30 protein-coding genes are annotated in these 25,853 nt (G+C 39.3%); 1 reads left to right on the forward strand and 29 read right to left on the reverse strand.

Features of this window, described 5'->3' with window-relative positions:
* Positions 1-195 precede the first annotated feature (195 nt).
* From ACZ5XR_RS18820 to ACZ5XR_RS18850, 7 genes are read right to left on the reverse strand one after another with little or no spacing between them, the layout of a single operon-like run.
* Entirely contained in the window at positions 196-1,173 is a 978-nt protein-coding gene (locus ACZ5XR_RS18820; RefSeq protein WP_464497870.1) for a biotin--[acetyl-CoA-carboxylase] ligase, read from the reverse strand.
* Positions 1,158-2,357, reverse strand: coding sequence for a CCA tRNA nucleotidyltransferase (locus ACZ5XR_RS18825; RefSeq protein ID WP_464497872.1), 1,200 nt, complete (start codon positions 2,355-2,357; stop codon positions 1,158-1,160). The genes ACZ5XR_RS18820 and ACZ5XR_RS18825 overlap by 16 nt, the downstream gene beginning before the upstream one ends.
* A gap of 4 nt (positions 2,358-2,361) precedes the next feature.
* Positions 2,362-3,498, reverse strand: a complete 1,137-nt coding sequence (bshA, locus tag ACZ5XR_RS18830; protein WP_464497873.1) for an N-acetyl-alpha-D-glucosaminyl L-malate synthase BshA — start codon at positions 3,496-3,498, stop codon at positions 2,362-2,364.
* Positions 3,495-4,211, reverse strand: a complete 717-nt coding sequence (bshB1, locus tag ACZ5XR_RS18835) for a bacillithiol biosynthesis deacetylase BshB1 (protein WP_464497875.1) — start codon at positions 4,209-4,211, stop codon at positions 3,495-3,497. Before bshB1 ends, bshA begins: the two co-directional genes overlap by 4 nt.
* Positions 4,201-4,620 (reverse strand): methylglyoxal synthase, encoded by a 420-nt coding sequence (gene mgsA, locus ACZ5XR_RS18840; RefSeq protein WP_464497876.1) that lies wholly within the window; start codon positions 4,618-4,620, stop codon positions 4,201-4,203. Before mgsA ends, bshB1 begins: the two co-directional genes overlap by 11 nt.
* A gap of 10 nt (positions 4,621-4,630) precedes the next feature.
* On the reverse strand, positions 4,631-5,434 hold the full coding sequence (dapB, locus tag ACZ5XR_RS18845; RefSeq protein WP_464497878.1) for a 4-hydroxy-tetrahydrodipicolinate reductase: 804 nt from the start codon (positions 5,432-5,434) through the stop codon (positions 4,631-4,633).
* A gap of 5 nt (positions 5,435-5,439) precedes the next feature.
* Positions 5,440-5,784, reverse strand: coding sequence for a nucleotide pyrophosphohydrolase (locus ACZ5XR_RS18850; protein WP_464497879.1), 345 nt, complete (start codon positions 5,782-5,784; stop codon positions 5,440-5,442).
* A 177-nt stretch (positions 5,785-5,961) separates the two neighbouring features.
* On the opposite strand from ACZ5XR_RS18850, the gene ACZ5XR_RS18855 reads away from it, so the two are divergent.
* Positions 5,962-6,834: a YitT family protein gene (locus ACZ5XR_RS18855; protein WP_464497881.1), complete on the forward strand. Its 873-nt coding sequence runs from the start codon at positions 5,962-5,964 to the stop codon at positions 6,832-6,834.
* Positions 6,835-6,862: 28 nt separating this feature from the next.
* Here ACZ5XR_RS18855 and ACZ5XR_RS18860 read toward each other — a convergent pair whose 3' ends face one another.
* The 22 genes from ACZ5XR_RS18860 to folE all read right to left on the reverse strand — a co-directional run bounded on the left by ACZ5XR_RS18860 (position 6,863) and on the right by folE (position 25,674).
* Entirely contained in the window at positions 6,863-7,546 is a 684-nt protein-coding gene (locus ACZ5XR_RS18860) for a zinc metallopeptidase (RefSeq protein ID WP_464497882.1), read from the reverse strand.
* A gap of 58 nt (positions 7,547-7,604) precedes the next feature.
* A complete protein-coding gene (ypjB, locus tag ACZ5XR_RS18865; RefSeq protein ID WP_464497884.1) occupies positions 7,605-8,399 on the reverse strand; it encodes a sporulation protein YpjB in 795 nt (264 codons plus the stop codon).
* Positions 8,400-8,477: 78 nt separating this feature from the next.
* Positions 8,478-9,071: a lipoprotein heptaprenylglyceryl N-acetyltransferase LhaT gene (lhaT, locus tag ACZ5XR_RS18870; protein ID WP_464497885.1), complete on the reverse strand. Its 594-nt coding sequence runs from the start codon at positions 9,069-9,071 to the stop codon at positions 8,478-8,480.
* A 275-nt stretch (positions 9,072-9,346) separates the two neighbouring features.
* On the reverse strand, positions 9,347-10,120 hold the full coding sequence (locus ACZ5XR_RS18875; RefSeq protein ID WP_464497886.1) for a c-type cytochrome: 774 nt from the start codon (positions 10,118-10,120) through the stop codon (positions 9,347-9,349).
* 69 nt (positions 10,121-10,189) lie between these two features.
* Positions 10,190-10,864, reverse strand: coding sequence for a menaquinol-cytochrome c reductase cytochrome b subunit (gene qcrB, locus ACZ5XR_RS18880; RefSeq protein ID WP_464497887.1), 675 nt, complete (start codon positions 10,862-10,864; stop codon positions 10,190-10,192).
* A gap of 3 nt (positions 10,865-10,867) precedes the next feature.
* Complete coding sequence (locus ACZ5XR_RS18885) at positions 10,868-11,374, reverse strand: QcrA and Rieske domain-containing protein (RefSeq protein WP_464497889.1); 507 nt, start codon at positions 11,372-11,374, stop codon at positions 10,868-10,870.
* Positions 11,375-11,515: 141 nt separating this feature from the next.
* A complete protein-coding gene (locus ACZ5XR_RS18890; protein WP_464497890.1) occupies positions 11,516-11,980 on the reverse strand; it encodes a YpiF family protein in 465 nt (154 codons plus the stop codon).
* 259 nt (positions 11,981-12,239) lie between these two features.
* Positions 12,240-12,806, reverse strand: coding sequence for a ReoY family proteolytic degradation factor (locus ACZ5XR_RS18895; RefSeq protein ID WP_464497892.1), 567 nt, complete (start codon positions 12,804-12,806; stop codon positions 12,240-12,242).
* Between the two features lie 39 nt (positions 12,807-12,845).
* Positions 12,846-14,105, reverse strand: a complete 1,260-nt coding sequence (locus ACZ5XR_RS18900) for a tetratricopeptide repeat protein (RefSeq protein WP_464497893.1) — start codon at positions 14,103-14,105, stop codon at positions 12,846-12,848.
* Positions 14,106-14,138: 33 nt separating this feature from the next.
* The gene (locus tag ACZ5XR_RS18905) at positions 14,139-15,038 is read right to left on the reverse strand and encodes a hypothetical protein (protein WP_464497894.1); all 900 of its coding nucleotides are present in this window, start codon (positions 15,036-15,038) and stop codon (positions 14,139-14,141) included.
* 94 nt (positions 15,039-15,132) lie between these two features.
* Positions 15,133-16,422: a 3-phosphoshikimate 1-carboxyvinyltransferase gene (gene aroA, locus ACZ5XR_RS18910; RefSeq protein ID WP_464497896.1), complete on the reverse strand. Its 1,290-nt coding sequence runs from the start codon at positions 16,420-16,422 to the stop codon at positions 15,133-15,135.
* Between the two features lie 27 nt (positions 16,423-16,449).
* Complete coding sequence (locus tag ACZ5XR_RS18915) at positions 16,450-17,559, reverse strand: prephenate dehydrogenase (protein ID WP_464497897.1); 1,110 nt, start codon at positions 17,557-17,559, stop codon at positions 16,450-16,452.
* Positions 17,560-17,570: 11 nt separating this feature from the next.
* Complete coding sequence (hisC, locus tag ACZ5XR_RS18920; RefSeq protein WP_464497898.1) at positions 17,571-18,683, reverse strand: histidinol-phosphate transaminase; 1,113 nt, start codon at positions 18,681-18,683, stop codon at positions 17,571-17,573.
* 35 nt (positions 18,684-18,718) lie between these two features.
* Positions 18,719-19,093, reverse strand: coding sequence for a chorismate mutase (aroH, locus tag ACZ5XR_RS18925; protein ID WP_464497900.1), 375 nt, complete (start codon positions 19,091-19,093; stop codon positions 18,719-18,721).
* A gap of 15 nt (positions 19,094-19,108) precedes the next feature.
* Positions 19,109-20,179: a 3-dehydroquinate synthase gene (gene aroB, locus ACZ5XR_RS18930; protein ID WP_464497901.1), complete on the reverse strand. Its 1,071-nt coding sequence runs from the start codon at positions 20,177-20,179 to the stop codon at positions 19,109-19,111.
* Positions 20,179-21,351 carry a chorismate synthase gene (aroC, locus tag ACZ5XR_RS18935; RefSeq protein WP_464502374.1) on the reverse strand — a complete coding sequence of 391 codons (1,173 nt, stop codon included), beginning with the start codon at positions 21,349-21,351 and terminating at the stop codon, positions 20,179-20,181. Before aroC ends, aroB begins: the two co-directional genes overlap by 1 nt.
* Before the next feature lie 165 nt (positions 21,352-21,516).
* The gene (gene ndk, locus ACZ5XR_RS18940) at positions 21,517-21,963 is read right to left on the reverse strand and encodes a nucleoside-diphosphate kinase (protein ID WP_464497902.1); all 447 of its coding nucleotides are present in this window, start codon (positions 21,961-21,963) and stop codon (positions 21,517-21,519) included.
* A gap of 116 nt (positions 21,964-22,079) precedes the next feature.
* Positions 22,080-23,042 (reverse strand): heptaprenyl diphosphate synthase component II, encoded by a 963-nt coding sequence (gene hepT / locus ACZ5XR_RS18945; RefSeq protein WP_464497904.1) that lies wholly within the window; start codon positions 23,040-23,042, stop codon positions 22,080-22,082.
* Between the two features lie 41 nt (positions 23,043-23,083).
* Entirely contained in the window at positions 23,084-23,788 is a 705-nt protein-coding gene (locus tag ACZ5XR_RS18950; RefSeq protein WP_464497905.1) for a demethylmenaquinone methyltransferase, read from the reverse strand.
* A 4-nt stretch (positions 23,789-23,792) separates the two neighbouring features.
* Entirely contained in the window at positions 23,793-24,614 is an 822-nt protein-coding gene (locus tag ACZ5XR_RS18955; protein WP_464497906.1) for a heptaprenyl diphosphate synthase component 1, read from the reverse strand.
* 224 nt (positions 24,615-24,838) lie between these two features.
* Positions 24,839-25,075: a trp RNA-binding attenuation protein MtrB gene (gene mtrB / locus ACZ5XR_RS18960; RefSeq protein WP_464497907.1), complete on the reverse strand. Its 237-nt coding sequence runs from the start codon at positions 25,073-25,075 to the stop codon at positions 24,839-24,841.
* Between the two features lie 32 nt (positions 25,076-25,107).
* The gene (folE, locus tag ACZ5XR_RS18965) at positions 25,108-25,674 is read right to left on the reverse strand and encodes a GTP cyclohydrolase I FolE (RefSeq protein WP_464497909.1); all 567 of its coding nucleotides are present in this window, start codon (positions 25,672-25,674) and stop codon (positions 25,108-25,110) included.
* Positions 25,675-25,853 lie beyond the last annotated feature (179 nt).

Below are 25,853 nucleotides of genomic sequence, written 5' to 3' on the forward strand. Positions count from 1 at the left end.
GCAAATAAAAAGATCCTTCTTTAGGCAGAGGATCTTTATAACTTCATTCATGCTCCATCCCTCTGTCCCGGTCCGATTAACGGATCTAGGCAGAACTATTTTAGATTCATCTATTTTAACAGGTGCAGTTCTCATAGATACCGCCCAAAGGAATTATAACAAATTCAAAAAAAAACGCAACAATTTATGACACAATTAGAGTTCGATATCAGCTGAATAAATATGGTGAATAACGCCGTTTGCATCCTCTAATTTTAAAACACCTTCATCTGTAATGCCCAGCGCTTTTCCATCTATCGTGCCGGAAAGGGTACGGGCCTTTACCTGCTGGCCGATACTCACCGCATAACTTTCCCAGAGGAGCTTTATCGGGAAAAAGCCTTCCTTCAAATAGAGCAAATAAAGTTTTTCCATTTGAACAAAAATATTTCTAATTAAATCTGCTCTATTGACTGCTGAACCTTTTTCAATCAAGAGCGAACTTGCCTTTTCTTGAAGTTCAATGGGGAAATCCTCTCTCTTTTGATTGACATTAATCCCAATTCCAATCAAAACAGCATGGATGCAGTCCGCTTCTGCTTGTAATTCAGTCAATATCCCTGTTACTTTTTTACCCTTAATAAGAATATCATTGGGCCATTTTATTTCAGGAATGAGACCCGTGGACTCTTCAATAGCTTGGACTACCGCAACGGCTGTTAAGAGGGTAAGCTGCGGTGCTTTATTCAGAGGAATATTTGGCTTGAGGATCAGACTCATCCAGATGCCCGTATACTTTGGTGAATACCATTTACGGTCCATTCTTCCCCGCCCTGAAAGCTGTTGTTCAGCAAGGATAGCGGTCCCCTCCGGAACTTCTTCATAGGCCAAAAGATGAGCAATCTTTTGGGTGGATTCAACAATTTCCTCATAATGAATGTTTCTTCCCATGAATTTAGTCTTTAAGCCAAAGCGAATCTCATCTGCCGTTATTTTTTCCGGTGTTTTTAATATTCGATATCCTTTTCTTTTGACTGCTTCTAATTGGAAGCCTTCTTTACGCAATTCTTCGACATGCTTCCACACAGCCGTTCTTGTACAGCCAATTAGTTCGGCTAATTGCTGTCCGGACAGATAAGAATCCCCCGCGTTGGTAAAGGCATCAAGCAATTCTTTTCTTATTTCGGATTGCACTCCAAAAGCCACTCCTTTATCTTGTTTTTCTCGTTGGCCACTTTTCCTTCCACGATTGCCTGCTCAATTCGGTCAATAGCTTCCTTCATCCATGGGCCCCCTTCACGGTTAAACCAAGACATCAGATCATTACCGGTAACATTGATTTCTTCCCGGCCCTTTATAGGTAAATGGCTATATATCGTTTGCCAATGTCGGATTGATTTACGGTCAATTAGTCCATGAATGACAAGATAAAGTTTTTCAACGGACAAAACCGTTTCCCGATTGGCTAAAAATAATGTATAGGCAGACCATTCCTGTTTAAGCCTAATATTCATGTAATGAACCATATGCAGAATCTCTCGTATTTCTTTTAAAGATAGCCGCCATGATCTTAGAAAATTTTCCAGTGACTTTCCACTTAAATCTAAGCAGTGAGCGATCAGCGCCCACATCTCTTGCTTATTTAGTTCTTTATTATCGAAAGAATAGAGCTTTTCCAGACGATCTCGCTGATTGCTTAGACCTGGAAGATATAAGTATAAGTTTGTTTCAATTATCAGCTCAAACGCATTATTACGCGAAGGACCTACGAGAAGCTTATCAAACTCAGCTTTTTTTCGCTCAATGGCAATATTGTACAGCAAATGAACAAGCTTCACTAAAGCCTTTTTTGTTTCTGCTTCGATTTTAAAAGAAAGCTGGCTCATAAATCTTACTGCCCGCATCATCCTTAAAGCATCCTCTTGAAACCGTTCCTCTGCACAACCGACAGTTTGAATTTTTTCCTCCCGGATCGCTTTTTGTCCATCAAATGGATCGATGAGCTTTCCATGTCGGTCCATTGCAATCGCATTCATAGTAAAATCTCTTCTTGCTAAATCATCCGTTAAATTTCGGATAAAGGATACTTCCTTTGGTCTGCGAAAATCTTCATATTCCGCCTCAGCTCTAAACGTTGTAATTTCATACGACTCATTTCTGAATAGAACCAGGACAGTACCATGTTCAATCCCGATATCAATTGTTTTTGGAAAAACCTTTTTCACTTCGCATGGTGTTGCGGATGTGGCAATATCCACATCACTAATCGGCTTATTTAACAGAAAATCTCTGACAGATCCGCCGACAAAATAAGCTTCGTAGCCTTCTAGCTCTAATTTTTCCAGAATGGGGTTTGCGGATAAAAAAGGTTCGTTCATAAACTTATTCACCTTTACTCAATAGGCTAAAATATAATTGTTCATATTGTGCGACAATTTGATCTGCCTTAAATTTAAGATGGACCCTGTCGATCGATTGTTTCGAAAATTTTTCGTGAAGCCTTTGATCGGTTAATAATGCTATTCCTTTAGCAGAAACATCTTCAATATTGCCCAGTTCACAAATAAATCCAGTTTGGCCATCCTGAATTACTTCAGGAATTCCGCCGACATTTGTCCCAATACATGGAACACCACAGGCCATGGCCTCTAATGCTACAAGTCCGAAGCTCTCTTTTTCTGATAAAAGCAGCATAAGGTCACTTATCGAATATAATTCCTCTAAGCTCTCCTGCTTGCCTAAAAATAGGACACGATCCTCAATCCCTAACTTTCGGACAAGTTTGCAAATTGGCGTGATTTCTGGTCCGTCCCCTACCAACAATAATTTTGCAGGGATGACTGCTGATATTTTTGCGAAGGCTTTCACTACATCTTGAACCCGTTTAACCGCGCGAAAATTTGAAACATGTATGACTACTTTTTCATTTTCATTTATCGCAAATTCTTCCTTTAGATGGATCGCATCACTTTTCCGATAGATTCGGTCATCGATAAAATTATAAACCGTGACAATTTGTTTATCTGGATTAATCAAATCAATCGTCTGTTTAATTAAGGCATTGGAAACGGCTGTAACAGCATCTGATTTCTCAATTCCGAACTTTATAGCATCTGTTAAAGATGGATCATAGCCTAAAACGGTAATATCTGTACCATGTAAGGTCGTCACAATTTTTAAATCACGATCACTCATTTGCTTAGCCAATATAGCACAAACGGCATGTGGAATCGCATAATGGACGTGCAGCAAATCCAATTTTTCGCGGTTAGCCACTTCTGCCATTTTACTTGCCAGGGCGATATCATATGGAGGGTACTGAAACAGTGAATATTGATTCACTTCAACCTGATGGTAGTAAATATTATGATAGATTCGATTCAGTCTAAAAGGTAGACTGGATGAGATAAAGTGGATTTCATGACCCTTTTCTGCCAGCATTTTGCCTAATTCTGTCGCCACCACCCCAGAACCGCCGACTGTTGGATAACAGGTAATTCCAATTTTTAGCTTCCTCATTTTGATTCTCCTAACAAATCTTGATCGATGAGGAGTGGAATTTTCGTTTTAAAGCCTTCTGCATAGAAAACACCAACTTGATTGCCAAACATTTTTTCTCTTGCTTCAACGCTTTCAATATATCCATTTACCAGCGGGGTGCTGAAGCTGTCATCTGTTCGTACAAATTGGCTCTTGTAGGCTCGCAGTGAATCCATTTTTTTGTCGATAAAGGCTGAGATATCTATAGCAAAATCCGGTTTATGGAAGCCATTTATCATATAAAAATAGACTTTTTCAACCTTGTGCGGCTGTTCAACATCCTCTGTTTCATATTTCCGGATTCCTGCAGAAAAAACCGCCTCCTCAACAAGGCGGGTACAATTACCATGGTCTGGATGCCGATCTTCCCAATAAGGTGTAAAGATTACCTGAGGTTTATATTTTCGAATAACGGATGCAATTTTTCTAATATATTCATCCGTTTCATATAAGCCTCTATCCGGTAGTCCAAGGCTGGTTCTTACGGTCACTCCCAGGATGCCGGCTGCTTCTTTGGCTTCCTTTTTTCTAATATCAACTGTCCCATTTGAAGATAATTCAGCATTCGTTAAATCACAAATACCAATGCGCTTTCCTTCGTTCGAAAGCTTGGCAATGGTACCCCCCATGCCAATTTCAACGTCATCAGCATGGGCCCCGAACGCCAATATATGTAAAAATTCATTTTTCATTCGTTTCACCATTCTTATTTACTATATTTCGCCATTCCAGCAATCCTTCTTCCAACCCTCTAATCAACAATTCAGCCGTTCCCATATTTGTCGCCAATGGTACGGAATACACGTCACAAAGTCTGACAAGGGCAGTCACATCCGGTTCATGCGGTTGGGCGGTTAAAGGGTCGCGGAAAAAGAAAACTGCATCCATATTATTTTTCGCAATCATCGCACCAATTTGCTGATCGCCCCCAAGAGGACCTGATTGAAAGCGAGTGATCGGTAACCCTGTCGCTTCGTTTATTCGTAAACCTGTTGTCCCCGTGGCAAATAGATTGTGTTTGGCGAAAGCAGCCTGATAGGCCGTGGCAAATTGAACCAAATCATTCTTTTTTTTATCATGTGCAATTAAGGCAATGTTCATAAAAGAGCCCCTATTCTAAAATATTTTCAAGTCCATATACAAAGGTATTTAACTTCGTCACCGTTTCAACTGCAATTTTCACACCTGACATAAATGAGCCGCGGTGATAGGAGTCATGACGAAGTGATAAAGTCTGTCCATCCGAACCGAACATTACCTGCTGATGGGCCACTAGTCCAGGCAGCCTAACTGAATGGATATGGAGGCCATCGAAATTAGCTCCCCTTGCTCCTGCTATCGTTTCTTTTTCATTTGGATGACCTTGAATTTTAGGTTCCCTGACTGCAGCAATCATTTCAGCTGTTTTAACTGCGGTACCAGAAGGAGCATCCAGCTTTTGGTCATGATGCAATTCGATAATTTCAATATCAGGAAAATATTTCGCAGCCATTTGTGAAAATTTCATCATTAAAACCGCGCCAATCGCAAAATTAGGGGCAATAATGCAGCCTAACTCTTTTTCTTGGCAAGTTCTTTCTAATTCTTCCAATTCGTTTTTCGTAAAGCCTGTCGTGCCTACTACTGGCCTTACATTATAGTGAAGCGCTGTTCGGGCATGGTGCATACCAACCTCGGGGGTCGTTAAATCAATCAATACATCTGCATCCGTATTTTGTAAGCATTTTTCTAAGGTCCCGTAAATTGGGACATTATGTATGGAATGAAATCCTTCTAAATCATTTAACAACATACCATCATGTTTATAATCCACAACAGCCAATAACTCAAACTGCTCCGTGTTTGTTACAAGCTTAACAGCCTCGCTCCCCATTCGTCCACGAGGTCCGGCAATAATTATTTTTATTCTTTCCATCTATCTCACTCCGTCTTTTCTTGATTAATTCTTGTCCAGCGGTTTTTATCTCTTATTTTAAATTTATTCAATACATAATTATGGGCATCTTCTAAATCTATATCCAAGGAGTTAGCAAAACAAATGATCACAAATAGAAGGTCACCCAGTTCTTCTTCTATCGCTTTTTCCGATTCTGTTGACTTCTTTGGTTTCTCACCATAATGGTGATTCACTTCTCTTGCAAGTTCCCCAAGTTCTTCTGTCATTCTCGCCAGCATCGCCAGAGGGCTAAAGTACCCTTCCTTAAATTGACTTATATAGGCATCTACTTCCATTTGAAGTTCTTTCATAGACTTCCTGTCTGACATAAAAAAACCACCCCGCAATATCTACCTTACTGATATTCATGTTAGCTAAAATAAGGTTAATTTACAAATATTTTTGCTAAAAAAGGGAACTTTCCTAAATGGATTGCTCTTCTTATTTTAATCCGCTATAATAAAAACCGCTTAAAGAGAGAAATATATGGAAGAGGAGGAATATCTATGATTCTTGGTCTTAAATTCAAAAATATTTTTTTTATATTGCTTGGGACAGCTATCATGTCATTTGGCCTTGTCAATTTTAATATGCAAAATAAATTGGCGGAGGGCGGTTTTACGGGAATTACACTACTTTTTTATTTTTTGTTCAAATGGGATCCCTCCTATATTAACTTAATTTTAAATATTCCTCTTTTTATTATCGGCTGGAAATTACTTGGAAGAAACTCATTTTTATATACCATCATTGGAACACTCGGTGTTTCCCTTTTTTTATGGATCTTCCAGCGTTATCCCATCCATATGCCGCTTCAGCATGATCTTACATTAGCTGCGCTGTTTGCAGGTGTTTTTGCGGGCATAGGGTTAGGGATTATTTTTCGTTCTGGAGGCACAACGGGCGGTGTCGATATTATTGCGAGGCTGGTCCAAAAATTTATTGGCTGGGGAATGGGAAAAACCATGTTTATGTTCGATGCCTGTGTGATTGTAGTATCATTGCTAACCTATTTAAATTACAAACAGGCCATGTACACATTGGTGGCTGTCTTTGTAGGGGCAAGGGTTATCGATTTCATTCAGGAAGGTGCCTACTCTGCAAGGGGTGCGATGATTATCTCTGAAAAGAATGATCAAATTGCAAAAAAGATCATGGAGGAAATGGAACGTGGCGTTACGGTTTTAAAAGGGTATGGTTCATATACACGAAATGATCGGGAAGTATTATATTGTGTAGTAGCAATCAACGAAATTGTTCGTTTGAAAAATTTAATTACAGCAATTGACCCCCATGCATTTATTTCCGTAAGTATTGTCCATGATGTTCATGGCGAAGGATTTACGCTAGATGAAAACAAAATGCCTCTATTAGATTAAAAAAGCAATGTCTGCTGACATTGCTTTTTTAATCATCATTATTCCGATTCATACCTGTAAAGATTAGAATATATCTCAATAATTCTAATACAGCAACGGCTGCCGCCGCTACATACGTTAAAGCGGCTGCGTTCAACACCTTCCGTGTTTCTCTTTCTTCATTATTCCGAATTAACCCTAATGAAACAATTTGGTCCATTGCTCGGCTTGAAGCATTTAACTCAACAGGAAGGGTGATGACTTGAAAAAGAACAGCTGCCGCCATAAAGATAATCCCCAAAAGAAGCATCCCGCTTAAATGGGCTAAGAATCCAATCATAATAAGGATCCAAGATGCATTAGAGCTTATATTAGCCACTGGAACTAAGGCATGTCGGAAACGAAGAAATGCATACCCCTGCGCGTCTTGAATGGCATGGCCACATTCGTGTGCAGCCACAGCAGCTGCTGCAAGCGAATTTCCATGGTAATTTTCTGGCGACAACCGAACGGTTTTCGTTCGTGGATCGTAGTGATCACTTAAAAATCCCTGCGCCTCTTCGATCCCCACATTATATAAACCATTTGCATTTAAGACTTCTCTCGCAACTTCTGCTCCTCTTCGATAGGTAGAAGAAGGAACGCGGGAATATTTTGCAAATGTATTTTTTACTCTCATTTGTGCCCATAATGGAATCAAGATGATAATCGCGTAATAGAAGAGAAAGTACATAATGAACCTCCTTATCAGCTCTAGTTGCTATCTAGTGTAATGAGGCCGAATCCATACGTCAATCTTTTTGGTCTCGGGAGCGATCCTTTTTCATTTCTTTATCACCAATATATTTTCTCCAACCGACATATGATAAAGTCATAATAATAATACTGCCTGTAGAGATGATCACCCACCAGATGGAAGGGTCTGATTGATCTTCTTCCATATTATCAAAAATATTATTTAGATCGGTTTCAAGACTATCTAACTCTTGCTGACTTTTTGGGTTACTCACAATTTGTGATGAATATTCGTCGATATAATTAATCCGAGCATCTATTCTCTGAATATTTTCTGCAGCTACATCTACTTTCATACTTGGATAGATAACATTATATAGAGAGTTGAAGTTATTAAAAAACGTATGAAAACGGGCTGAATCACCTTGATGCGCAGCCTCTTTCGCATGATTTAATGCGGTCATGATTTGATCCTTCATTGCCGTCCAAAGCGGTTGATGACTTGTTGAAATCGCATCAATAACGAGGCGAAACTTAGTTAATTTATTTATTCTTTCTTCATAATTCATATCGGGGCTTACCGCCGCTTCTACGGCTTCATCCTTTGATACGGTAACAATTCTAACCTCATCCATGGTTAAAGGCTGCTCTTTTCCGTGAAGGCTGTTAAATTGGGTTGAGAAATAATCCAGCAGTTTTTTCGCATCATCATACCTTTGTATTTTTACCATTTGCAGCGCCTCATCAGAGATATCATCGAGCTTCTCCATTGGCGTTTGCTGGTCTGCAAATACAGATATGGGTGCAAGTAATAAAGCAATCGCAAATAAAATAAACCATTTCCCTCTCAATCCTTGTCCCCCCTTTCATACTAATAAAATGTATGAAAGGGGGGACAAGGATAGACCATCTTTTAAATTGGTCTTTTTCTATTTTATTTCTAGCTTAAACCTGTTTGGCCGTATACTCAGATAATAGGCGATTCCCAATGAAAGAATAGAGAGCCAAAAAGTAAAGTAGCCGATTTCCGGCATATAGAGATTCAGCATTTCATAGCGGGGCATCATGAAAAAGACGTAATCAATTACGTCATTATGTAATGTCCAAATTGCTGCAATAATAAGGTGCCACCATTTTATTCTGTAAAATGGGGCATATAAAAGTCCCTCAATTGCCATTGCACCGTGAGAAATAATAAGCATTAAACCCGGCCAGCTTAATTGTCCTTCTACAAAATAGACTAGAATATTCATTACAACAGCCCAAACACCGTATTTAAATAGGGTGACGATAGCGAGTGCTTCAATGAATGGCCAGTTTTTTTTCATTAGGAAGGCTAAAAGGACAAAAACAAAAAATAAACTTGCTGTCGGGCTGTCTGGGACAAATGCTTTAAAAATTGCTGGGGTTTCTTTTAACTGCCATCCATACCAATAAAACCCATAAACCGTTCCCGCAATATTTACAACTAGTAATAGCTTAAGGATTGAGCGATTTGCCAAAAGAGGATAAATCCATCCCACTTAAACTCCCCTTTTCCTAATAGTTTTTCTTAAGGCTTTGTTAAACTTAGTTGTTGATTACAGCGAAGTGGCCTCGCTTTCCGCGGGGAGGTCCGGGAGCCTCCTCGGCGCTTTTGGCGCCTGCGGGTTATCCCTTGACCTCTTCATCCCGCAGGAGTCGAGCACCCTACGCTCCAATCAACAGTTGTAAAAATCAACATTTTCTTTTAACACAGCCTTACTTAAAGTTTATAAGATAAAAAAGCTGACGATACCGCCAGCTTTTCCTCAATTAATTATTTTGCTCCAAGACCCGAGATGAAGGTAGTTAGCTGTTTAAGTTGAGCAGGAGTACCATGGAAAATTCCAGGAGGCATTTTTCCTCTACCATGTTGAGCAATTTGAGCAATTTGAGCAGGCTTTAAGCCGGTACCAATCAGTGTCGGTGCACCAGCGCCACCTTGAAGGTTTTCACCATGACAGTTAATACAGCCTTGACTTTTGAATACTGCATATCCTGGGTCTGCTTTATTGATATCAACCTTTGCGACAATTTTCCCTTGAGCCTCTGCAGCCTTCCAGTCATGTGTAGCAACTGACTGCCATGTTAAAAATACAGTAGCGGCTAATGCAAGCAGCATTATTGATGTTGCAATTGGGCGTTTCCAAGGACGACGTTCTGGTCCACGATCCAGGAACGGTGCTAATAATAATCCGCCAAAGGTCAGACCAGGTATTATCAATGCTCCAATCACTGTATATGGACCTGAAGCATATGAGTACTTCAATAGCTGATACAAGAAAAGGAAATACCAGTCTGGTAATGGAATATAGCCTGTATCTGTTGGATCCGCAATCCTTTCAAGCGGAGCCGGATGTGCTATGGTTAAACATAAAAAACCGACAAGAAATACTGCTCCAACCATCCATTCTTTCAAAAGGAAGTTTGGCCAGAATGCCTCTGTTTTACCAGGATATTCCGAGTAATCCTTAGGCAGCATTTTTTTACGTGCTTCAGGTGCCAACACACGTGAGTCACCTACGAACTTCATACCTTTACCTTTATGCATCGAACAATCCCCTCCTTTTTCCGTAATATAGGAAAATACTTACTTGTACATTAATCATTCATTTAAGTATTAAAGTGGACCTGAGATTCCCTGTCTGCGAATCATGACAAAGTGAGCTGCCATTAAACCAAACAAGACTCCAGGCAGGAAGAAAACGTGAATGGCAAAGAAACGGGTTAAGGTTTGGGCACCAACAATATGTTCATGACCGGCTAATAAAACCTTAATATAGGAGCCGATAAACGGTGTTGCCTCAGCAATTTGCAAACCAACTTTTGTAGCAAACAGCGCTTTCATATCCCATGGTAATAAGTACCCTGTGAAACCTAAACCAAGCATTACAAAGAAAATAAGTACTCCGACAATCCAGTTTAATTCACGAGGCTTTTTATATGCGCCTTGGAAAAAGACGCGTAATGTATGTAAGAACATCATTACGAGGACCAAACTTGCCCCCCAGTGGTGCATACCGCGGACAATTTGCCCAAATGCAACTTCATTCTGAAGATAGTACACGGATTCCCATGCATTTTTGATATCCGGAACATAGTACATAGTTAAAAACATACCAGAAAGTATTTGAATTACAGTTACAAAGAATGTAAGACCTCCAAAGCAATAAACAAACGCGGAGAAATGATGCGCTGGATTTACATGCTCAGGAACTTCATGGTCTGCAATATCCCGCCACAAAGGTGCAATATCTAAACGTTCATCCACCCATTCGTAAATTTTGTTTAACAATGATTACACCTCCGTCCTTGGTTGGGCTTTTCCTAAATACAGATATCCGCCTTTTTCCTGCACCGGATAAATATCAAGCGGTTGCGGCGGCGGTGTTCCTGGGATATTCTTACCATTCTTTTCATAACGGCCAAAGTGACATGGACAGAAGAATTGGTTTGGATATTGTTTGTTGGTATTCCAGCCGACGGTACAACCTAAATGCTTACAAGTTGGAGAAAGTGCAATAATTTTGCCGCTATCATCCTTATAAACCCAAGCTGTACTAGTAACATCGGATTCATACCATGCATCCTGCTGCTTATAGGTGAAATCGACACGAACAGGATTGCTTGTTAAATCAGAAACCTTTTGCTTTGTTGGAATAAAACCGCCGCCGGCTTCTTTTTTTAATACGGGATCAACAGCGAAACGAACCATCGGCATAATCATGCCTGCTGCCATGAAACCGCCTACACCTGTTAATGTGTAACTCAAGAATTGGCGTCTTGTAACGCGATTTTTACTCATTCTTATCCCCCCTCTATTTCCAAAGTTAAGTCCACTGGACAATTATTAAACACATATAAAACTAGGACATTTTCATGATATATCAATCTTTAAGCAAGGTCAATATCATACTATTTGAAAAACTTGTGTCCAAAATAAGATTTACTGATTTTGATGCCACTTTTTTTCAAAAAGGGTTAAAAGCTGCTTTACCTGACTATCGATGATGGACATCTTTTGCTGATCGCTCATATGCTCAAGCGGTATTGATGGGAGCCAGATTAACGATCCGCTTAACTGTTTCTCATACGTTTGCCATTCGCTTTCTGAGGTAATGTAAAAAATATGTTTAAACTCATTATTTACGATTGTCTCTTCCCATTTTTTTAGGTTTTTCATAGTATCTTCATTAAATTCATTTTTTAAGTATGTAAATGGGGGAATTAAGACTAATCTTCCAGTAAATTGTCTTTCCAAGTAATTTGTCAGCAATGTAATAAATTCTGCATTGGCGGCCGATTGTTTCATTTCTTCTCCGAAAGAAACCGAGTAAAGAGGAATAATTGCAGTATCTATGTATTCCTTTGCTGTTAAATATGTATCTATATCCTGTGCTACCCATTTCATATCAATATACCTGCCTTTTTTATATGGCTGTTTTAAATAAGGCTGTTGATTTCCGCTCCGGGCGCTCGCTTTCCGCGGGGAGGTCCGGGAGCCTCCTCGGAGCAATGCTCCTGCGGGGTCTCCCGTGACCTCTATATCCCGCAGGAGTCGAGCTCCCTCCACTCCAATCAACAGTTGAAAAAAACAATATTCGCCTTTAACACAGCCTATTATTCAATTCCATTATCATAACATTATCTAAAAACAAAAGGGAGGCCTGTTATTGCAGGCTTCCCTTTTGCTCCAATTTCATCAGCTGATTTAATTTCTCTGTTAAATCTCGAAATGCTGTGCGGTCTTGCTGGTCAAGGGCTTCATCGATTTGCTTTAGGAGCTTTTCCCGTTGGAAGCGTTCAATGCTATTTTGTAAGAATTGTTCTGCGATGATGCCGTCTTTTTCATTCACCTGCAAATGCTTTGGAACAAACGGATTCTCTTCAAGTACGGCAGCATATTGATGTGCCTGATTTGAAGCATGGAAATTTAATTGGATAAAAATATCTTCATCCCGATTCAAACGAATATCATGAAATGATTTCTCAGCATCCGTTGTCATAACATTTTCTTTATAAAAGCGAAATGGTACTTTATCGACGCAATGGGTTGACATAATCAGCCCTCTTGGGCAATACTGTGCTTGCTCGACAAAATGAACCTTTTCCATTAATTGATCATGGCTCATTAAGTAGTTTAGAATCCAAACACATTCTCTTCTTTTTAATTGATAATGATTTAAAAACCAGCGAATAAAGTCCTTTTTCTCGTTGACAGAAACAGGGGTTGCCATATATGTTTCCCTCCTCTGCAATTTAAGCTTTTATTTATTTTAAAGAATTGAAAGACGCTCAAGAATATCCAAATATTCTTCGTTTGTCGGATCTTCTTTTTGCAGTTGTTTAAAAATTTCGGCGGCTTGGGCGGTTTTTCCTTCTTCAATTAAAAAATATCCGTAATCAAGCAAAAATTCTTGATTATTCTTAAAAAAAGTATATGCGGTCACGTATTTGTCTAATGCCTCTGAAAATCGCTCCAGCTTATTGTAGGAAAGAGCAGCATCCCATAATAGCTGAGGCTCTTCTTCATCCACTAGTTCAAGCTGGGTAATAAGATCAATCACATCTTCATATCTTTCCTGCTGAATAAAAAGTTTATTCAGCGTGAGCGCAGCTTCGATAAAGCCAGGATCAAGGGCCAGACTCTCTCTAAAAAGCCGCTCTGCTTCATCTTGTCTTCCAAGTTTTATAGCTATTTTCCCACCATAGAAGTATAAGTCTTTATTAAATTCATCCTGTCTGATTCCTTCTTGGATAGCTTGAAAACTATTCTCAAGCTCTTCTTCCCGTTCATATGCTTTAGCTAAATATAGGTACAGTGAATGATAATCTGGATCAAGTGCCTTTATTTCTTCGAATTTTTCTATTGCCGTCCTATTATATCCAGCCTGCAACGCTGTTAAGGCATAGCCGAATAACGTATTAATCTCTAATTTATCTTCCAGTGCCTTTTCAAAATAAATTAATGCGTCTTCAAAGGCTCCAGAAGCGCTTAATGCTTCTGCCAATCGTTGATGAATATTTACACCGGCAATATTGGTTTGTTCATTTAAAACAGTTTCATAGGAATGGATCGCCTTCACAATTTCTCCTTGATCGCTATAAAGTTCACCAAGCGCAAAGTCGATGATGATTTCATCCGGTAAGGCAGCTTTCGCTTTCAATAGCTTCATTTCACATACTTCATATAAGCCTTGCAGTTGATACAGGTCAGCAAGAAGAAGTAAAGATTGCCCATAATTTGGATCCTGTTCCGAGATTTCTTCTAAAACAAGAATGGCTTTTTCCTCTTCGCCTGCTTCGACTAGAATCTCGCCAAGTAGAACCAGAAGCTCGCCCTCTTTAGGATACGTCTCTAAAAGATTTTCCACTAAAGATTTTGCTTCCTCTAAAAATCCAAATTGCAATAATTCTTCACAAAGGAGGAATTTTTCGTCGGGCATCCCGCTTTTTAATATCACATTATATTCTTTAATAGCCTCTTTATGTTGGCCATTTTCTAACATGGAAATAATTTTTTGCACTCGGTCCATTCAACTTTTCCTCTCGTTCCCCTGAATTTCTGTTTACAAAGTAAAATAAGATGGGGTTCGTATTTTAACGTGTTTTCCATTTCCTGGTCTAAATAAAACCTCTTTGCCCGCTCGCACCACTTTACCGTTATGAACTGTCACAACAAGTCGATTAAGATGATTATGAAATAGGTCTTCGTCATCGGCATTTCTTATTTCTCTACCTTTAAGATAAAGATTATAACTTACTTCCATTCCACACATTAAACTGCCCTTTTGGGGGTATAAACCGATTTTATTTAAAACAGGCACTGTTAATGGTTGATTTTCCTCCAAATCCTCATAAAGAGCCGATATCCTTTCATTTTGAACTGTTACTTTCCATTTCGCCAAAGTATGCTTCGTTTCCTTCTTAAATGATGAAGAAATTAATGGAATTAATGGACAATTATAAGGAAACATTGCTTCCCTTATCCAGCCCCATGGAATATGCTCTAATTCCTCATTGTTATGTAACTCGAGAAAAATAGCCGGCACTTTCTCTTTTTTGCATTTCCTAATAAATGAGGGGGTTAATATGCGAATTGGTATTTTCACTCCGATAATAAAGTCAATGGGGCTGTTTAGAAGAGATGTTTTCAATTCATTTATTTTTTCTATTAATTCATTTTCATAGGACACTTTAACATAGGTGAACAAAGTAGTGCAACCACGCAATATAAATTGATCGATCATGTATTTTTTCATTTCTGTGAAGGTGCCTTTAAAAGGGATCTTTGTGTCAAGAAGGACGGTAGTGGGGGTCATTATATATGGCTCTGCATCCATTCTGATTAATTTGTATTGATGAAAAGCTGCCTGATAAGCTGAAATCTTATTTTCCTTTATCAAAATAGAATTTTTGCTTAGTTGATTTTCTTTAAGAATATTGGCATTTTCAATGATATAGTCCATGTATCACACCACCTTCTTATCTCCTTAAGACAAGCTATGTGATAAAAAGAAAAACTATTCCTATCCAGTCAAAAAGCTGCCAAAATGGCAGCTTTTATTTTATAAGGCTATTTAAGTGAGAAAAGAAGTTTGGATATGAAACGGAAATCGCTTCAGCATTTTCAAGGACAACCTCATCCGAACATATTAGTGATGCAACAGCCAGCATCATTCCGATCCGATGGTCTCCATGGCTAGAAACGGTTCCTCCTGAAAGGCCGGATTTCCCATAAATAATCATTCCATCATTTGTCGCCTCGATGGTCGCACCCAATTTGGTCAGTTCTCCAACAACTGTGTCAATTCGATTTGTTTCTTTTACCTTTAATTCTTGAGCATCCTTAATAATTGTTTTTCCCTCTGCCTGTGTCGCTAAAAGGGCAATAATCGGGATTTCATCAATTAATCTTGGTATAATTTCTCCTTCGATAACTGTTCCGCGAAGGCTTGAGGATTTTATAACAATGTCGCCAAATGGTTCAAAGGAACTGTCATTTTTTTCGATGATTTGTAAATCCGCACCCATATCCTTTAATACTTCAAGTATCCCGGTTCTAGTCGGATTTAAACCAACATTCTTCAAGACAATTTCACTGCCTGGAACGATTGCACCTGCAACTAGGAAAAAAGCTGCTGATGAAATATCTCCGGGCACTTGAATCAAGGCAGAAGTAAGCCTTTGACCGCCCTTAATGGTAATAGCCGATTGATTCTTGGCAATTTCACCACCAAATTTCCGAATCATTCTTTCCGTATGATCCCTTGTTTCCGCCGGTTCGATGATCGTTGTTTCCCCTTCAGTCTGTAATGCGGCTAAAATGAGTGCTGATTTTACCTGAGCACTTGCAACAGGAAGCTGATAGTGGAATGGCTTTAGACTGCCACCCCGAATCGCAAGCGGCGTAAAAGCGCTGTCCCTCCGGCCATCAATCCTTGCCCCCATTTGCTTTAATGGAGCGGTTACTCGCGTCATTGGCCTTTTCCCAATGGAATGATCACCTATAAGTGTCGAGAAAAAAGGTCTGCCTGCCAAAATGCCTAAAAGCAAACGGATGGTGGTGCCAGAATTACCGACATCCAATATTTCTTCAGGCTCCTTAAGTCCTTCAAAACCATTTCCAATGATAATAAGCTCATTATCCCGCTCTTCTATCGTAACCCCAAGCTTTCGAAAACAGGAAATTGTGCTTAAGCAATCATCACCAGGGAGAAAATTCGTGACTCTTGTCTCACCATGAGCAATCGCACCAAACATAACGGATCGATGCGATATCGATTTATCTCCTGGAATTTCAAGTTTGCCAGTCAAGCTCTTTCGATTTGTCCTTAACGTTATTGCCTCCATATAATCACCTTTTTTGAATAAATCGTTTTATGGTCCAATAGAAGTGGCATAGCTTGTTAAAGAAGATATGCATTGTTCCGCGCGAAGCCGATCTTCATCCGTTTGAAAACTGATCACAAGGACCCCGTATATTTCATCTTCTCTTGTTTCAAGAATGCGAATGTTTGTAATACTAATTTTTTCTTTTGCCAAGTATCCTGTTATTTCTGAAATAACACCAGGATAATCTGGTACATCAACATATAAATCATAAAACGCTGGTATTGCGCCTTTTTCCCTTTCAGGAAGACTATCACGGAAATGTTTTGCTTGCCTGAAATAAGCTAATATTTCGTTACTGTTTCCGACCTCAAGTAAATCCTTTACCCAATCCATTTCCTCCTGCCATTGATCAAGCAGGTTGATTAATATGTCTTTGTTGTGCAATAAAATATCTTTCCACATTTCCGGGCTGCTCGAGGCGATTCTGGTAATATCCCTAAACCCGCCAGCTGCGAGACGGGTAACCAGGTGCTGCTCAGCAGCCAGCTTTTCTGTTTGTCGGACAATGGATGCCGCGATTATATGAGGAAAATGACTAACGATTCCAGTCAAATAATCATGCTTTTCCGGTGAAATGGTTAGAAATTTTGCCTTTGTTCCTCGAAGCCATTCGATTAATTCTTCCAACTTTCTTTGACTAACCTGTTCCTCTGGAGTTAACAGATAAAAGGCATTCTCAAATAAGATTTCCTTTGCAGCTGAAACCCCGCTTTTGTGGGAACCTGCCATCGGGTGTCCCCCAATAAATGTAATGCCAATTTCTTTTAAGCCGGCAGCCATTGCGACAATTTTTCCTTTTGTGCTGCCGGTATCGGTTATAATTACCTCAGGATTTAAAGGCAGTTTGGATAAATGATGTATAATCTCTTCCGTTTCCTTTACCGGGGCCGAAATAATAATCAAATCGGCATTTGCTGCCCCTTCCAGTAAATCTTCAGCAATTGTATCAATTACCCCAATCATTTTGGCAAGACGAGCTTGTTCAATATTTATATCATATCCGATTATGGAGGCTTGCTTATGCTCTTTTTTGATGCACAATGCCAAAGAGCCACCTATTAATCCTATACCAATGACAAAAACACGGCCTTTCAAAAAAACTCCCCCTATTTACCTATGTGCTGTTTCGATTTCCTCTCCAGGAGAAATTCACCGAGCACCTTTAGCACCCCTTCATTTTGCTCTTGTGTACCTACAGTAATCCTAACTGCGGTTGGGAATCCAAGAGCCTTCCCCGAACGCACGATATAGCCTCTTTCCATCAAAAACTGAAAAACCTGGTCTCCATCGACTTCCATATCAATAAGGATAAAGTTGGTTTGCGTTGGATAATAGGAGAGCTGGTTTTCTTCGCAAAATTGATAAAATTGTTCAAGCCCCTGTCTATTTTTCACCTTACATTCTTCTACAAACTGCGTATCGACTATTGCCGCAGCAGCTGCCAGCTGGCCGAATGAATTTACATTAAATGGCTCCCTTGCAGGCTCAAGCGCATTAATAATGGATGGATTCGCCACACCGTATCCGACCCTTAGGGAGGCAAGACCATAGATCTTTGAGAAAGTACGTAATACAATTAAATTTTGATATTTACGGGTTAAACTGATTGAATCATAGTAATCCTCAGCTACAACATATTCATAATAAGCTTCATCAAGGACAACTAGGATATGAGAAGGAATTTTGTCAAGAAACGAAATTAATGATGATTCAGAAATATATGTACCCGTTGGATTATTGGGACTGCATAACCAGATGACATTGGTTTTTTCATCAATGGCTGAAAACATTCCATCCAAATCATGACAACCGTTTATTAATGGAATTTCCTTTATCTCTGCCCCTTCAATGACCGCATTATGCTTATATTGAGAAAAGGTAGGGTCCGCCATAATTGTGCTGGCATTGGGATGAAGCAGAGCCTTTGAGATGATCTGAATCAGATTATCCGAGCCATTACCAAAAATCAATTCATCAGGCTTCACTTGTAAAGAATCTGCAAGAGTCTCTCGTAAATTGGTTGCGTAACCATCCGGATAAATGGCCAAACTTGTCGAATTTGATTGAATGGCTGAAAGTACTTTTTTAGAGCATCCAAAAGGATTTTCATTGGAAGCCAGCTTCACAATTCTTTCAAGCTGATATTGTTTTTTGACTGCTTCAATTGATTTACCTGGTTGATACGGTGTCAACGTTAACAACTGTTCTTTCCATCTCATTATTCCTCACCCCATTAAAATGTATCGATTCTTTATTAAAGCTCCAAGCTGCTGCCCAAGTCAGGCCTCAATACTTTTGCTTCCCTTAAGTATACATGATTTATCGCATCTTGCGTTTGATTGGTGTTTACATGCATCATGATTCTGATGCACTGCTTTAGCGAGCCAGCGACAGGTATTTCGCGCATACACATCACGGGTACATACGTCCATCCCGTAAAATTCCGCAATGCTTTAGCAGGAAATACTGCATCAATATCCTCTGTTGTTGAAATGAATACAGATGCAACAGTATCCGGTTGAATCTGATTTAATTCAATAAGCTTTTCGACGAGCTCTTCTGTAGCGGTAATAATCTCACTTTCATTATTTCCACTAACCGTTGTTGCTCCTCTCACCCCTCTAATCATATGTGCTCCCCCTTATTAAAAGCTTTTTAACTCTTCTCGTAATAGATCATCAGAAAGTTCCTGTAGGATTGGCTTCCCCAATTGTTCCAATAACACAAAGCGGATCGTATTGCCAACTGATTTTTTATCCTGTTTCATTTTACTTATCAATCGCGATAAATCAAGTCCCGATGGAATTCGTGTTTGGTAGCCAAGCTTTTCCACCCAAACAATAAACTCATCTAGATTAAAGGACAATCCGGTTAATTTTTGGCTAAGCTTGAGTGCAAAAATCATGCCGATCATAACCGATTCCCCATGGGTAAAGTTTCCATACCCCATTTCAGATTCAATCGCATGACCCAGCGTATGTCCAAAATTCAAATAAGCACGAATCCCTGTTTCTTTTTCGTCCTGTGCAACAAATTCTCCTTTAATCTTTATCCCTTTTGATAAAAATTGTGCCAATTGTTCCATCGATAATTCATTCAAATCATGAATCTGTTCCTGAAGTAAACGATAAAAATTAGAATCATTGATGAGTGCATGTTTAGTAACCTCAGCAAAGCCTGAGCGAATTTCTTGTACAGGGAGTGTTTCGAGCAATTCTAAATCATAAAATACTGCTTCAGGCTGGTGGAAGGCACCTATCATATTTTTCCCTTGAGGATGGTTGATGGCAACCTTTCCACCAACCGCACTGTCATGCGCTAAAATGGTCGTTGGGACCTGAATAAATGGTATTCCTCTCATGAATGTAGCAGCCACAAAGCCTGATAGGTCCCCAACTGCCCCTCCACCCAGAGAAAGAATCACCGATTTACGGTCGAGTTGGTTTTCGAGTGCTGTTGATAAGGCAGAGTAATAAACGTCAAAGGTTTTTGCCTTTTCCCCGCTGGGAGCAGTAAATAACACAGGTTGCCACTGTGATATACAGTCTAATAATGAATCCAGATGATAGTTTGCAACCGTTTCATCTGTTATGATTAATATTTTAGTTAAATCTTTAAAATGATTATTTAAATAATGGCTTATTTTAAAACGTGCCCCTGCTCCAACAAGGACGTCGTACTTTTTCGACTCTGTTTGAATATGAATCGTTTCCATTAAAACTCCCTCGCCATTTCACGCTGCCTGTTTATTTCAGCCGCAAAAACATCAAAACGGTCGCTATAAAATTGCTCGACAAGGGCAGCCGCCAATTCCCAAGCCACGACATTTTCTGCAACGACAGCTGCCGCAGGTACAGCACAGCTATCTGATCGTTCAATACTGGCAGAAAACGGTTCCTTTGTTTCGATATCGACGCTCATTAAGGGTTTATAAAGCGTCGGAATTGGCTTCATAACGCCGCGAATGACAATCGGCATTCCTGTCGTCATTCCACCCTCAAGACCACCGAGACGATTCGTTTTCCGGTAATAACCTCTTTCTTGTTCCCATGCTATTTCATCATGAACTTCGCTGCCTGGCCGCTCTGCTGCCTCAAAGCCAATGCCTATTTCTACACCTTTAAATGCATTTATACTTACAATAGCTGCCGCTAACTTAGCATCTAATTTACGATCATAATGGACAAAGCTGCCGACGCCTACAGGCATTCCCGTCGCGATTACTTCCACAACTCCGCCGATGGAATCACCGTTTTGCTTCGCCTCATCAATCGCATCCATCATTTTTTGTTCAACATTTGGATCAGACGTGCGAACCGGAGATTGCTCGGCACGTTCCTTTATCGTTTCTAACGGTAGGGATCGATCAACATCCGCCTTTATTCCGCCGATTTCTACCACATGCGATACAAGTTCAACACCTAATAGGGAAAGAAGTTTTTTTGCAACAGAACCTGCTGCTACTCTAACGGTGGTTTCCCTTGCTGATGATCTTTCAAGAACATTTCTCATATCCCGATGACCATATTTAATTGCACCGTTTAAATCTGCATGCCCTGGCCGGGGTCTAGATATTTTCCTTTTTACTTCTTCTTCCTGTCCTTCTTTAAGGGGTTCAGCTCCCATAATATTGGTCCAATGCTTCCAATCATTATTTTTTACGACTAGAGCTATGGGCGACCCCAGGGTCTGTCCATGGCGGACACCTGAAACAATTTCGACAGTATCCTTTTCAATTTGCATTCTCCTGCCACGTCCATATCCCTTTTGCCGTCTTGCCAACTCCAAATTAATATCATCCGATAATAAGGGCATACCCGCGGGAATCCCTTCCAGGATTGTTGTCAATTGCGGCCCATGGGATTCACCCGCTGTTAAATATCTCATCCCCATAAAACTTTCCCCCTTCAACTCATTAAAGGATTTTGTATCAATATAACATATTAGACCTGATAAACCTAGTGTAACTATTCAGAAAATGGAGAGAAATTTTTGTATACGCATACAAAAAGGGCACCTGTATAGTAATATACAAGTGCCCTTTTATAGTTTTTAGTAAATCCACTCGTTTACTAGTTTAGAGTACTCCGCTACTTCGGATTCTTTAAAAAAGATACCAATTTCACGTTCTGCACTCGCTGGTGAATCAGAACCATGAATCACGTTTTTACCAACAGTAACTCCGAAATCTCCACGGATTGTTCCAGGAGCAGCATCCTTAGGATTAGTAGAACCCATCATCTGACGTGCAGTTGCAATGACATTTTCCCCTTGCCAAACCATTGCAAAAACCGGACCAGAAGTAATGAAATCAACCAATTCGCCAAAGAATGGACGTTCTTTATGTTCACCATAGTGTTCTTCTGCAGTTTCTCTTGGGATTACCAATAATTTCGCCCCAACTAATTGGAAGCCTTTTCTTTCAAAACGGGCAACGATTTCACCAATAAGATTCCGCTGCACACCGTCAGGTTTTACCATTAAATATGTTTTTTCCATGAGTTCCACCCCTAAATCGTTATGTATGCTGATCATCAATTCAGACAATCCATGAAAATGGTATCATTTTTTGGAATATTTCGCAACAAAGGGTGGACTAAAAATTATATAAATATTTAAAATTTACGTCTGCCAATGTATTTAGCAATTTCACGGAGTGTTTTTCTCGCTTTGTTCGAAGGCAACTCATCAAGAATTGTTAATGCTTTATCAAGATAAAGATCACTTAAAGCAATCGACTTTTCAATTGCACCTGACTGTTTAATTAAAGAAATGATATTTTCTATTTTTGATGGTTCCATATCTTCATGAACCCGTTCAATTTCACGGCGAACATCTTCGTTTTCCATCGCAAAAAGAGCAGGAGCCGTAATATTTCCCTGCAGTAAATCACTTCCTGCCGGTTTCCCTAGTTCTTCAGCTGATGACGTAAAATCCAAAATATCATCTGTGATTTGAAATGACATTCCAACATAATACCCGAAACGATAGAGTTTTTTGTGAATGGATTCTTCTACATCGGCAGCAATCGCACCTAATTGACAGCTAGCTGCAATTAACAAAGCTGTTTTTCTTTTAATTCTTCGTAAATAATCACGGAAATTTTGATTAAAACGATATTTATCCTTAATCTGCTGAATTTCCCCTACAGTAACTTCAACAATTGTATTAGCAAGGATTTTATGGGCTGCTGGTTTTTTGATATTTGCCATTAATTCCAGTGAAAGGGCAAAAACAAAATCACCCGTGTACATGGCAATTTGATTGTCCCATTTTGATTTAACAGTAGGTTGGCCTCTCCTGAGGTCTGCATCATCAATAACATCATCATGAACAAGGGAAGCCATGTGAATGAGCTCGAGAGCTACAGCTACATTTTTCATTACTTCAATGTCATAGCGGCCAAACTTCCCTGCAAGCAAAACAAAAATAGGACGGATTCTTTTTCCCCCTGCCTGCAAAGTATGCATAGAAGCTTGCTTCAAGAGGGGTGAATCCGACTGAATTGTTTCCTCTAGTTTTTTTTCAATAACATTTATATCCGAATTCAAAAATGAATACATCATTTTTAATTTCATTTGTATTCACCCGGCTTTTCATCCTGTCTACATTCATCAAATCAGTTTTTATAACCCATATGAACAGCGGCTGCGCCTCCACTATATGGCCTATACATGACATTTTTAAAACCAGCTTTCTCAAACAGTCTGGCAAGCTCTTTCATACCAGGAAAGTCCCGAGCGGATTCATGAAGCCATGCATATTCATTATAGCTTTTTGCCAATAACTTACCAAAAAACGGCATGATATATTGGAAGTAAAAATAGAAAAGCTGTTTGTAGCCGATTAACGTCGGCTGTGAGGTTTCCAGACAAACTGCAATTCCGCCTGGTTTTAACACACGAAGCATTTCCTTTAATACTTGGAGATAATCCGGTACATTTCTTAAACCGAATCCGATCGTCACATAGTCAAAACTATTATCTGGAAATGGCAAGTCCATTGCATTGCCATGAATTAATTTGACCTGCTTTAGTCCTAAATGATCAACTTTTTCTGTGCCTACTTTTAGCATATTTTTACTAAAATCTAATCCAACCACTTCTCCAGAAGAGCCTACGGCTTCGGCCAATGCAATCGTCCAGTCAGCAGTTCCGCAACAGACATCAAGTGCCTTTGAACCAGGCTTTACATCCATTCTTTTCATGGTGTCTTTTCGCCATTTCACATGCTGTTGAAAACTGATAACCGAGTTCATCTTATCGTAATTATCCGAAATCTTTTCAAAGACCTTATGAACTCGTTGTTCCTTCGATTGCTGCATTGTTTTACCCTTCTTCCACAAAAGTTTTCTCGACAGGCTGATGTTGATTTAATAAAAATTGAATTCTCTCAACAAGGGTCTCTGTTAAAAAAGGGAGCTGAAGCATTCCTTTTTCAACCATTTGTTTAGCTAATTCAATGTAATGATCACATATTTCCAATAGTTCCTGCTGCTGTTTATGATTTAAACCAGAAGTTTCATGATCATCGATATGAAAAATGATATTTTTCAATCCCTCAATAACTAATGAACGTCCAGATTCTTTAAACTTTCGTTTTTCAGCCAAAAGACGTTTTATAAAGAAAAGATTGGCGATAAACTCATCCCAACTTTTCAGCTGAAAATATCCTGTGAATTTTAACAGTAAAGAGCTTTCAATCCTCTTAATACTGTTCATGAGTTTTTCAATACCGTCAATACCCTTTTGGTAAACGGTAATTTTATTTTCGTTTATTTCCTTGACTCCTTCAGAGAGCACTTTAATCATTGAAATATCTTCTAAGTCTGCGAGGAGCTTATAATACATGCCGCTAAAATAATCCCCGGCAAGAACCGTTAATTGCCGGCTTTTTTCTTCAACAGCTGTCGTTGAAATTTGTTCATGGGTATCAAGGGCAATTTGGATTAGCATCGTTGACAAACAATAGGTTTTCATTTCACTGTAAGACAATTCAAGACAATCCATAATCGAGATAAGGATCAGAAGTTTATCTTCATCGATTATCGGTGTGTCAATATATTGGAGCACGAAAGGATCATAAACCCTTTGTTCAACCTGCTCGCGAATATCTGTAAATTTTTGTCGAATGTCTTGCAATCTAATCACCCTTGCTTCCCCCGAAGTTTATGTCTCTTTGTATTTTTATTTCCTAACTATTTAGGAACATTCATGTACACTGAAAAAAAGTCCTTTTTATACATTTTCAATAAACAAGGCAGTGACAATTATAACATAAAAGACAAAGTATGGGATGTATTTCACAAAATAAATACATTTGCACTGTAATGAACAAAGAATATTTTTATTAAGAATAAATTGATAAAAGGTATTTATTTCTTCATTTCACTTTCAAGTTCTCCCAATTGGGTAAGGATTTTCGCGTTTCCTCTGATTTTTATTGCGGAAGTATGCTCCGTAAATTGTGCAATTAATACCTCACCTTTATCCAGCTTTTCAGAATGATGGAATCTGGTATCCGTTCCTCTTGTAAGCCCAATGACACTGACTCCATCATCGATTGCCTTTATAACTACATAATCACTATTTTGTGATTGCCGCTTTTCCATATAATCACCCAAATTTATTTATTATAAATCATTTAATTCTTAATTAATGAAAGGATTTCGGAACGAGCAATCGTATCATTAGCAAGTGTGCCCCGTACAGCGGTTGTCACTGTTTTGGAACCAGGTTTCTTCACCCCGCGCATGGTCATACACATATGCTCAGCCTCAACCACTACCATGACACCATGAGGCTCAAGCTTCTTCATGATGCTGTCAGCTACCGTTGAGGTTATCCTTTCTTGCAGTTGTGGTCTCTTGGCAACGGCTTCAACAGCTCTCGCCAGCTTACTTAAGCCAGTCACACGACCGTTTTGAGGTATGTAAGCAACGTGAGCTTTTCCGAAGAATGGAACGAGATGATGCTCACACATTGAGTAGAACGGGATGTCTTTAACTAAAACTAGTTCCTCATGGTCTTCGCTAAAAATAGTTTCAAAGTGCTTTGAAGGATCTTCATTTAAGCCATTAAAAACTTCTTCGTACATTTTGGCAACCCGTTTAGGTGTATCAAGCAATCCTTCACGGTTCGGATTTTCACCAATGGCTTCTAATATTAAACGTACCGCCTCTTCTATTTGGGCACGGTTGACTTCTGTCATGATGATTCCCCCTAATAAATATCTGTTAAAGAAATATAACAAATACATATTAGCACATCCTTTTCCTTGCAAGCAAAAAACATTATTATAAACTCGTTTATATATCATAAAAGAAATGAAAAAGGCCATGGATGTAACCATGGCCTTTTTGCTCAAGCTTTCTGCTTAAAGCGCTTCAT

It is taken from the genome of Neobacillus sp. Fa239, assembly GCF_055395235.1.

Bases quoted from the DNA above. Each gene is read 5' to 3' on its own strand.
- hepT (WP_464497904.1), bottom strand. From the start codon at position 23,042: ATGAAATTAAAAATGATGTATTCATTTTTGAATTCGGATATAAATGTT.
- mtrB (WP_464497907.1), bottom strand. From the start codon at position 25,075: ATGGAAAAGCGGCAATCACAAAATAGTGATTATGTAGTTATAAAGGCA.
- ACZ5XR_RS18825 (WP_464497872.1), bottom strand. From the start codon at position 2,357: ATGAACGAACCTTTTTTATCCGCAAACCCCATTCTGGAAAAATTAGAG.
- aroH (WP_464497900.1), bottom strand. From the start codon at position 19,093: ATGATTAGAGGGGTGAGAGGAGCAACAACGGTTAGTGGAAATAATGAA.
- ACZ5XR_RS18850 (WP_464497879.1), bottom strand. From the start codon at position 5,784: ATGTCAGACAGGAAGTCTATGAAAGAACTTCAAATGGAAGTAGATGCC.
- aroA (WP_464497896.1), bottom strand. From the start codon at position 16,422: ATGGAGGCAATAACGTTAAGGACAAATCGAAAGAGCTTGACTGGCAAA.
- ACZ5XR_RS18860 (WP_464497882.1), bottom strand. From the start codon at position 7,546: ATGTACTTTCTCTTCTATTACGCGATTATCATCTTGATTCCATTATGG.
- ACZ5XR_RS18875 (WP_464497886.1), bottom strand. From the start codon at position 10,120: ATGCATAAAGGTAAAGGTATGAAGTTCGTAGGTGACTCACGTGTGTTG.
- hisC (WP_464497898.1), bottom strand. From the start codon at position 18,683: ATGAGATGGAAAGAACAGTTGTTAACGTTGACACCGTATCAACCAGGT.
- ACZ5XR_RS18855 (WP_464497881.1), top strand. From the start codon at position 5,962: ATGATTCTTGGTCTTAAATTCAAAAATATTTTTTTTATATTGCTTGGG.
- ACZ5XR_RS18900 (WP_464497893.1), bottom strand. From the start codon at position 14,105: ATGGACCGAGTGCAAAAAATTATTTCCATGTTAGAAAATGGCCAACAT.
- ACZ5XR_RS18885 (WP_464497889.1), bottom strand. From the start codon at position 11,374: ATGAGTAAAAATCGCGTTACAAGACGCCAATTCTTGAGTTACACATTA.
- bshB1 (WP_464497875.1), bottom strand. From the start codon at position 4,211: ATGAAAAATGAATTTTTACATATATTGGCGTTCGGGGCCCATGCTGAT.
- folE (WP_464497909.1), bottom strand. From the start codon at position 25,674: ATGACAGAAGTCAACCGTGCCCAAATAGAAGAGGCGGTACGTTTAATA.
- ACZ5XR_RS18890 (WP_464497890.1), bottom strand. From the start codon at position 11,980: ATGAAATGGGTAGCACAGGATATAGATACATATTTAACAGCAAAGGAA.
- bshA (WP_464497873.1), bottom strand. From the start codon at position 3,498: ATGAGGAAGCTAAAAATTGGAATTACCTGTTATCCAACAGTCGGCGGT.
- ACZ5XR_RS18905 (WP_464497894.1), bottom strand. From the start codon at position 15,038: ATGGACTATATCATTGAAAATGCCAATATTCTTAAAGAAAATCAACTA.
- ACZ5XR_RS18950 (WP_464497905.1), bottom strand. From the start codon at position 23,788: ATGCAGCAATCGAAGGAACAACGAGTTCATAAGGTCTTTGAAAAGATT.
- ACZ5XR_RS18895 (WP_464497892.1), bottom strand. From the start codon at position 12,806: ATGGCAACCCCTGTTTCTGTCAACGAGAAAAAGGACTTTATTCGCTGG.
- dapB (WP_464497878.1), bottom strand. From the start codon at position 5,434: ATGGAAAGAATAAAAATAATTATTGCCGGACCTCGTGGACGAATGGGG.
- mgsA (WP_464497876.1), bottom strand. From the start codon at position 4,620: ATGAACATTGCCTTAATTGCACATGATAAAAAAAAGAATGATTTGGTT.
- aroB (WP_464497901.1), bottom strand. From the start codon at position 20,179: ATGGAAACGATTCATATTCAAACAGAGTCGAAAAAGTACGACGTCCTT.
- aroC (WP_464502374.1), bottom strand. From the start codon at position 21,351: ATGAGATATTTAACAGCGGGTGAATCCCATGGGCCGCAATTGACAACA.
- ndk (WP_464497902.1), bottom strand. From the start codon at position 21,963: ATGGAAAAAACATATTTAATGGTAAAACCTGACGGTGTGCAGCGGAAT.